The 6,421-nt window shown below is 66.2% G+C and carries 10 protein-coding genes; 4 read left to right on the forward strand and 6 right to left on the reverse strand.

Features of this window, described 5'->3' with window-relative positions; genetic code table 11:
* Positions 1 to 269 precede the first annotated feature (269 nt).
* From ER13_RS15195 to ER13_RS15210, 4 genes are all read right to left on the reverse strand, one after another.
* Positions 270 to 890 (reverse strand): cyclopropane-fatty-acyl-phospholipid synthase family protein, encoded by a 621-nt coding sequence (locus tag ER13_RS15195; RefSeq protein ID WP_035310584.1) that lies wholly within the window; start codon positions 888 to 890, stop codon positions 270 to 272.
* Between the two features lie 64 nt (positions 891 to 954).
* Positions 955 to 1,179: a YdcH family protein gene (locus tag ER13_RS15200; protein ID WP_008264154.1), complete on the reverse strand. Its 225-nt coding sequence runs from the start codon at positions 1,177 to 1,179 to the stop codon at positions 955 to 957.
* 36 nt (positions 1,180 to 1,215) lie between these two features.
* The gene (locus tag ER13_RS15205; RefSeq protein WP_052005155.1) at positions 1,216 to 1,701 is read right to left on the reverse strand and encodes a TIGR02444 family protein; all 486 of its coding nucleotides are present in this window, start codon (positions 1,699 to 1,701) and stop codon (positions 1,216 to 1,218) included.
* Positions 1,698 to 2,297 carry a UbiX family flavin prenyltransferase gene (locus tag ER13_RS15210; RefSeq protein ID WP_052005156.1) on the reverse strand — a complete coding sequence of 200 codons (600 nt, stop codon included), beginning with the start codon at positions 2,295 to 2,297 and terminating at the stop codon, positions 1,698 to 1,700. Before ER13_RS15210 ends, ER13_RS15205 begins: the two co-directional genes overlap by 4 nt.
* A 115-nt stretch (positions 2,298 to 2,412) precedes the next feature.
* On the opposite strand from ER13_RS15210, the gene ER13_RS15215 reads away from it, so the two are divergent.
* Positions 2,413 to 2,586, forward strand: a complete 174-nt coding sequence (locus ER13_RS15215; RefSeq protein ID WP_008262715.1) for a YdcH family protein — start codon at positions 2,413 to 2,415, stop codon at positions 2,584 to 2,586.
* 109 nt (positions 2,587 to 2,695) lie between these two features.
* On the opposite strand, the gene ER13_RS15220 is transcribed toward ER13_RS15215, so the two are convergent.
* Positions 2,696 to 3,361, reverse strand: coding sequence for a DUF1013 domain-containing protein (locus tag ER13_RS15220; RefSeq protein ID WP_008263868.1), 666 nt, complete (start codon positions 3,359 to 3,361; stop codon positions 2,696 to 2,698).
* Between the two features lie 691 nt (positions 3,362 to 4,052).
* Between ER13_RS15220 and ER13_RS15230 the strand changes: the two genes are divergently transcribed.
* Together ER13_RS15230 and ER13_RS15235 are read left to right on the forward strand one after the other, a co-directional pair.
* Entirely contained in the window at positions 4,053 to 4,382 is a 330-nt protein-coding gene (locus ER13_RS15230; protein WP_035310599.1) for a DUF1491 family protein, read from the forward strand.
* A gap of 128 nt (positions 4,383 to 4,510) precedes the next feature.
* Positions 4,511 to 5,056 carry a GNAT family N-acetyltransferase gene (locus ER13_RS15235; RefSeq protein WP_035310586.1) on the forward strand — a complete coding sequence of 182 codons (546 nt, stop codon included), beginning with the start codon at positions 4,511 to 4,513 and terminating at the stop codon, positions 5,054 to 5,056.
* A gap of 58 nt (positions 5,057 to 5,114) precedes the next feature.
* Here the strand turns inward: ER13_RS15235 and ER13_RS15240 are convergent, their stop codons facing one another.
* Positions 5,115 to 5,519: a helix-turn-helix domain-containing protein gene (locus ER13_RS15240; protein WP_230307712.1), complete on the reverse strand. Its 405-nt coding sequence runs from the start codon at positions 5,517 to 5,519 to the stop codon at positions 5,115 to 5,117.
* Positions 5,520 to 5,629: 110 nt separating this feature from the next.
* Here ER13_RS15240 and ER13_RS15245 point away from each other — a divergent pair, with 110 nt between their 5' ends.
* A complete protein-coding gene (locus ER13_RS15245; RefSeq protein ID WP_035310590.1) occupies positions 5,630 to 6,376 on the forward strand; it encodes an SDR family oxidoreductase in 747 nt (248 codons plus the stop codon).
* The last annotated feature ends 45 nt before the right edge of the window (positions 6,377 to 6,421 follow it).

Genomic DNA, 6,421 nt, shown 5'->3' on the forward strand with positions numbered 1-6,421 from the left:
CGTCAGGGCGGCGGCGGCGGCGGCGGCCAGCACGGCCACGGCGGCGAAGGAGACCGTCTGGCCGGAGTGGATCAGAAGGCTCTTGCAGCGCGCCAGGGGCGCGTCGGTCAGCAGGCGTCGCATTCGGCGGCGTCTCCAGCGTATTCACGCTCTGGATTTGAAGGCGCGGCGGCGCGGTCTCGCGGCGGCCGTCCCAGGGGAGGCCGGCTTATGCCCGGCGGCTGGGGCGACTTTTGGGCCGTCGTCTGGCGGCGGATGGTCGCAGAGCGTCAGCCCAGGGGACGGCGTGCGATCAGATCGATCAGGGCCGAGCGGCCATGGTGGCCCGAACCTTCGTGAAGATCGGCGTCATAAGCGTCCAGCGTCTTGATCTCGAAATCCCCGAAAGCCTGGCGCAACAGCTCCGGCGTATAGAGGTAGTCCACCTGGGGCGGACCGCCGGTGCCGTATTCGATCTGGCGCGGGGTGTAGCCGTGCAGCAGGATCAAGCCGCCGGGTTTGACGGCCCTCTTCATGCCCTCGAAAATCTGGTGTCTGAAATCAGGGGCGGCGAACTGGATGAAGACAGCGACCACGGCGTCATAGGCGGCCTGGGGCCAAGCCCAGTCCTGCAGGTCCTGCACCCTGAAATCCACCTCCACGCCCGCTTCGCGAGCCAGGCTTCGCGCCTTGTCCTGGCCGGATGGCGAGATGTCGGTCGCCACCACATCGTGACCCAGAGACGCCAAATACACGGAGTTGCGACCCTCGCCGTCTGCGGGGGCGAGAATCCGACTGCCCGGTGTCAGAGCCTTCGCGTGGTTCAGCAGAAAGCGGCTGGGGGCCGTGCCGAACACATAGTCGTCGGTCGCGGCATAGCGCGCGTCCCAGCCGGTGCTTGCAGTCGCCATGATCGCCCTCGTTGTTTTGCGAGTCGTTATCAACATTCCGCGCCCGGCGCAATCCGCCGAAGGGTCAGGCGATGATGTCGGGCAGGATCTGGTCCTCGATCTTCACGATCTCGTCCTTGATAGCCAGTTTCTTGCGCTTCAGTCGGGCGATCATCAGCTGGTCGGGAACGGCGGCTTCGGTCAGGGCGTCGATGGAGGCGGAAAGGTCGGAATGTTCGAGGCGCAGCAGTTTGACGCGGGCGTGAAGCGCCGCCTCTTCCTCGCTGTATTCCGGAACGTCGTCATTCATCGTGCAATCCCCGAAACGATTATAGCCACCGGCGTCTCAGGCCGGAAGGGCGTCGGCCAGCCGGATCAGGGCGGGACGCGGCGTAACCTGGGCCCAGACCCGCGCCGTCGCGACCAGGGCCTCGACAAAGGGGCGAGGCGAGCCTGTCGGGGCCTCCAACGCCAGGGCCTCCAAGGCCTCGAGCAGGTGTCGCTCCGCCAGCAGCTCCAGCGCCTTGACCCGGTCGCGCACGGCCTGGCGGGGTTCGTCGTCGATGTCGGGGATCGGCGCCTTCAGGGTGCGGCGGATCGCACGCAGCGGCGCCACCACGACGCTGTCCCAGGCGCGAGCGGTGTCGCAGGCGGCCTCGATGGTCTCGGCGTCCGGATTGCGACCCGTGGCCGCGATCCAGGCGGACCACAGCAGGACCGGCACGTTCTGCTCATGATTGTCCTGCAAGGCCACACAGGCCTCGCTGACGCCCGGCGCGCCATAGGCGGCGACCGCCCAGTCCCACAGGGGTGTGGATTGAGCGGCCGTCACTTGAGCCCCTCCCAGCGCCGCACGGCGCTCCAGTCCAGGCCGAACAGGTCCAGGGACCGGCCGACCGACTGGTCCACCATCTCCAGGATCGACGCCGGCCGGGCGTAGAAGGCGGGCAGGGGCGGGGCGATGATCGCCCCCATCTCGGTCAGGGCCGTCATGGTCCGCAGATGGCCCAGATGGAAGGGCGTCTCGCGCACCATCAGCACCAGAGGCCGACGTTCCTTCAGGGTCACGTCAGCGGCGCGGGTCAGAAGGGACGAGGTCACGCCGGTGGCGATCTCGCTCATCGTCTTCACCGAACAGGGGGCGACGATCATGCCCAGGGTCTTGAACGACCCCGACGCGATGGTGGCCCCGACGTCGGCCATCTTGTGGACGACGGTCGCCTTGGCCGTCAGGTCGGCGGGCGACAAATCGGTCTCCTGCGACAATGTGAGCAGGGCCGCCTTGGACACCACCAGATGGCTCTCGACGCCGAGATCCTTCAGGGCGTCCAGCACCCGTGCGCCATAAATCGCTCCGGAAGCCCCTGAAATTCCTACGACCAGCCGATAAGGAGGGTTCCGTATGGCTCCGTTCACATCATGGACCATTTTAAGGGTCAGCCTCCGTGGGTCCGGCGAGACCGGCTGTCACTGGAATGTGATTCCACAGCCTGCCGAACCGGGCGCTCACTCTACTGGTCCCTAACCTACGGAGGCGCAAGCCATGACCATCGAGGCTCGTATTCGCGAACTGGGTAATCGTCATCGCACCCTGGATCAGACGATCCAGAAGGAGCTCACCCGTCCGTCCGTGGACACGTTGCAGGTCAGGGAGCTGAAGCAGAAGAAGCTCCGGCTGAAGGAAGAAATCACCAGTCTGGAGGCGCGGGCCCACTAAGGGGCGCACGACCTCCCGAAAACGACGACGGCCCCGGAGCGCGATCTCCGGGGCCGTTTTTCGTTCTGTCTCCGCCCTGTCGCGTAGCGATGGGAGGAGGCGACGCGTCTCAGTCCTTGGTGCCGAACACCGACGCGGCGGTCGGTTCGGCGCCGGGACGCTGGCGGGCTTCCGGCACGAACTCGGGTTCGGCCTCGACCTCTTCCACGGGCTGGATGGTGCCGCCGCCCTTCTTCAGGTCGTCCTTGGTCTTCTTGTCGGCGGCCTTCTTGACGATTTCGTCCAGCACCAGCTGGCCGACCAGGCCCAGGGTGACGGGATCGACCGGCTTGATGTTGGCGCTGTTCCAGTGGGTGCGGTTGCGCACGCTTTCGATGGTGGACTTGGTGGTGCCCAGCAGTTTGGCGATCTGGGCGTCGGTCACTTCCGGGTGGTTGCGCACGAACCAGGCGATGGCGTCCGGACGGTCCTGGCGACGCGAGACCGGCGTGTATTTGGGGGCCGGCTTGGCCGACTTCATCAGTTCGGCGTGACGGCTGACGATGGCCTTCAGGCGATAGTTCTCGTCGGCCTGGGCCTTGTCCAGTTCCTCGCGGGTCAGCTGGCCGCCGGTGACGGGATCGACGCCGCGGATGTCGCGGGCCACGTCGCCGTCGGCGATGCCGCGCACTTCAAGCGGATGCAGGCCGCAGAAATCGGCGATCTGCTCGAAGCTGAGGGAGGTGTTGTCGACCAGCCAGACCGCAGTGGCCTTCGGCATCAGAATGTCGCTCATGGGGCGTTCGTCCCGGAATGGTGGGGCCGCCGAATGGGGGTTCGGCTGGCGTTGGATACGACGGCGCCCGGCCTTTCGACCGGGCGCTTATGGTTTCGATATAGGCCTATTCGCCCGAAAAGAAAACGCCGCCGAACATTCACGTACAGCCACGGTTCATGTGCGCCGAGGCAACCTTCGCGGTAGTCGAGGCTTTCGCCTTCGGGAGAGGAGAAACATCATGTCCATTCTGCTTGGGGCCGCCATGGCCGCAGCCCTGGCTTCGGGCCAGGACATCACCGCCCAGCGGGTCGCGCCGCGCGGCAGCTACGCCCGGTCCTGCACCGAGGCCTATACGCACCGGGGCCGCCTGTACGCCGATTGTCGCGACATGCGCGGCCAGATTCGCGGCACCTCGATCGAGCTGGCGCGCTGCGGCGATGAGGAGATCAGCAACGACAACGGCCTGTTGGTCTGCGGCCGGTTCCGGGGCGACTACGAGGATCGCCAGCCCGATCGGCCCGGCGGCGGGGGGGGGCGGGCGGGCGGGGGCTGTTGTGTAAAGGGGCCGGGCCCGCACCCGCCGCGACCGGGGCGGCGATCAGGGCGGCGGCGATCAGGGCTTGGGTTCGCCGGGTGGAAGAGCCTATTCTCATCCCCTGACCCTGGCACGTCCCGCCTTTGGGTCTGGTTTCCGTACAGGGTTAGCGAATTGCTTCTATCCAGCGACCTGTGGGTCAGCGCCCTGATCCGCCGCGTCGAGCTCGAGGGCGCCTACGCCACCGTGGTCAGGAAGGGCGACGACCGCGCCGGCTCGGTCATCGTCAAGGCCTACGACACCGCGACCCGCACCGCCAAACTCTACACCGAGGCCTTCGGAAACGACGGTGAACCCCTGTGGATCCAGCCGGTGACCAGCGACAGCGAAGCCGAACTGGACGCCTACATCGCCCGCCAGCGCGGCTACGACCCCGACCTCTGGGTGGTCGAGATCGAAGACAGACAGGGCCGGCATTTCATCACCGAGAAGGTGCAGGGGTAAGGCGCGAAATCACCCGGCCGCTTTCTCCTCAGCGGTCGCGAGGGTCTGGTTCTATGGCGGGCGCCTGTTTCATAAACCGACCCCTTGGCAGACTCAATTTGCATGCGATTGCGGTGTAAGGCCTCCGAATGACCAGCGAAACGATCACCCTCGCCGAAGCCGATCCCGCCGAGTTCGCGATCTTCAAGAAAGAGCTGCAGGACGCGTTCGCAGTGGCGGTCGTCGATGAGTTCGGCGACCTTCCAGACGGGCCGATACCCTCGGACGAGGTGTTGGACGGCGCCGTCGAATCCCCTGGCGCGGTGGCGCTGCGCATATTGTGCGATGGCCGGAAGGTCGGCGGCGCCGTCGTCACAATCGACCCCGTGACCCACCGCAACTCTCTCGACCTCTTTTTTCTGAAGGTCGGCGAGGAGGGTCGGGGGCTCGGCCTCAAGGCCTGGCGCGCCATCGAGGACCGTTTTCCCGAGACGATCGCCTGGCAGACGCACACGCCGTATTTCGAGAAGCGAAACATCCACTTCTACGTCAACAAGTGCGGCTTCAGGATCATCGAGTTCTTCAACAAATATCACTCCGGCCCTAACAATCCTGAGGCGCAAGACGATCTTCCCGGAGACGGGGACGCTTTTCAGTTCGAAAAGATCATGAGAGCGTCAAGTTCAGAGTTGTGAGCAGATGGGGGTGAACAGCCCCCTCTCGGACCTTGCGTCGCCCGCTCTGGATCGGCGCCTATCCCTTCCGCGCGTCGAACGCCGCCCGCGCCGCCTCGATCCGGTCGATATTCTTCTCCGCCCAGGTCCACACCCCGCAAAACGCCTCGGCCAGGGTGAAGCCCAGGTCGGTCAGCCGGTATTCGACCTTGGGCGGGATGACCGGATGGACCGTGCGCACCACCAGGCCGTCGCGCTCCATCTGACGCAGGGTCTGGGTCAGCATCTTCTGGCTGATGCCGCCGACCAGTTCGCCCACGCGCGTGAACCGGGTCTCGCCGTGTTCGGCCAGGACCTCCAGGATCAGCATGGTCCACTTGTCGGCCACCCGGCCGATCACCTCGTTGACCAGGGCCTCGACGCGCGGATCGGCGACCTCGCCGGTCTCGGGGTGTGAAATTCTTGCGGGCGGAACAGCCGTCATGTCCATTTCTTCCTTCGCGGTAAGTATGGCGGTTTCCAGTACCTACTTTCCAATGGAGAGTGACCGTCATAACTGAGTTTCCGCACTGACGCACCCCTGAGGAGAGCCCCATGAACATCAGCGGAAACACCATCCTGATCACCGGCGGCGGCACCGGCATCGGCCGCGCCCTGGCCGAGGCCCTGCACGCCCGCGGCAATCAGATCATCATCACCGGCCGTCGCGAAGACGTGCTGAAGGACGTCGCCGCCGCCAATCCCGGCATGGCCTGGGCCGCCCTGGACGTCGCCGATCCCGCCGCCGTCGCCGCCTTCGGCGAACAGGTGGTCAGGGATCACCCGGCCCTGAACGCGGTCATCCTGAACGCCGGGATCATGAAGGTCGAGGACCTGAAGGCCCGCCCCTTCGACTTCGCGACCGTCGAGGCGACCATCGCCACCAATCTGCTGGGCCCGATCCGCCTGACGGCGGCCTTGCTGCCCCATCTGCAGGCCCAGCCCGCCGCGACGATCATGACCGTCACCTCCGGCCTGGCCTTCATCCCCCTGGCGGCGACCCCGACCTACAACGCCACAAAGGCGGCCATCCACTCCTGGACCGAGTCCCTGCGCCATCAGCTGCGGGACACCGCCGTCGAGGTGCTGGAGCTGGCCCCGCCCGCAGTCGCCACCGACCTGATGCCGGGCCACGCCGAGAACCCCGCCTCCATGCCCCTGGCCGACTATACGGCTGAGGTGATCGGCCTGATCGAGCGCGGAGACACCCCGCGCGGCGAGATCCTGGTCGAACGGGTCAAGCCCCTGCGCTTCGCCGAGGTCAACGGCTACGAAGCCGTGTTCGAGATGCTCAACGGCTGACGCATTCTCCCTCTCCCTCCCCCTGCGGGGGAGGGGGGCGGAGGC

The sequence above is a fragment of the Brevundimonas sp. EAKA genome (genome assembly GCF_000698025.1).
Taxonomy (GTDB): Bacteria; Pseudomonadota; Alphaproteobacteria; order Caulobacterales; family Caulobacteraceae; genus Brevundimonas; species Brevundimonas mediterranea_A.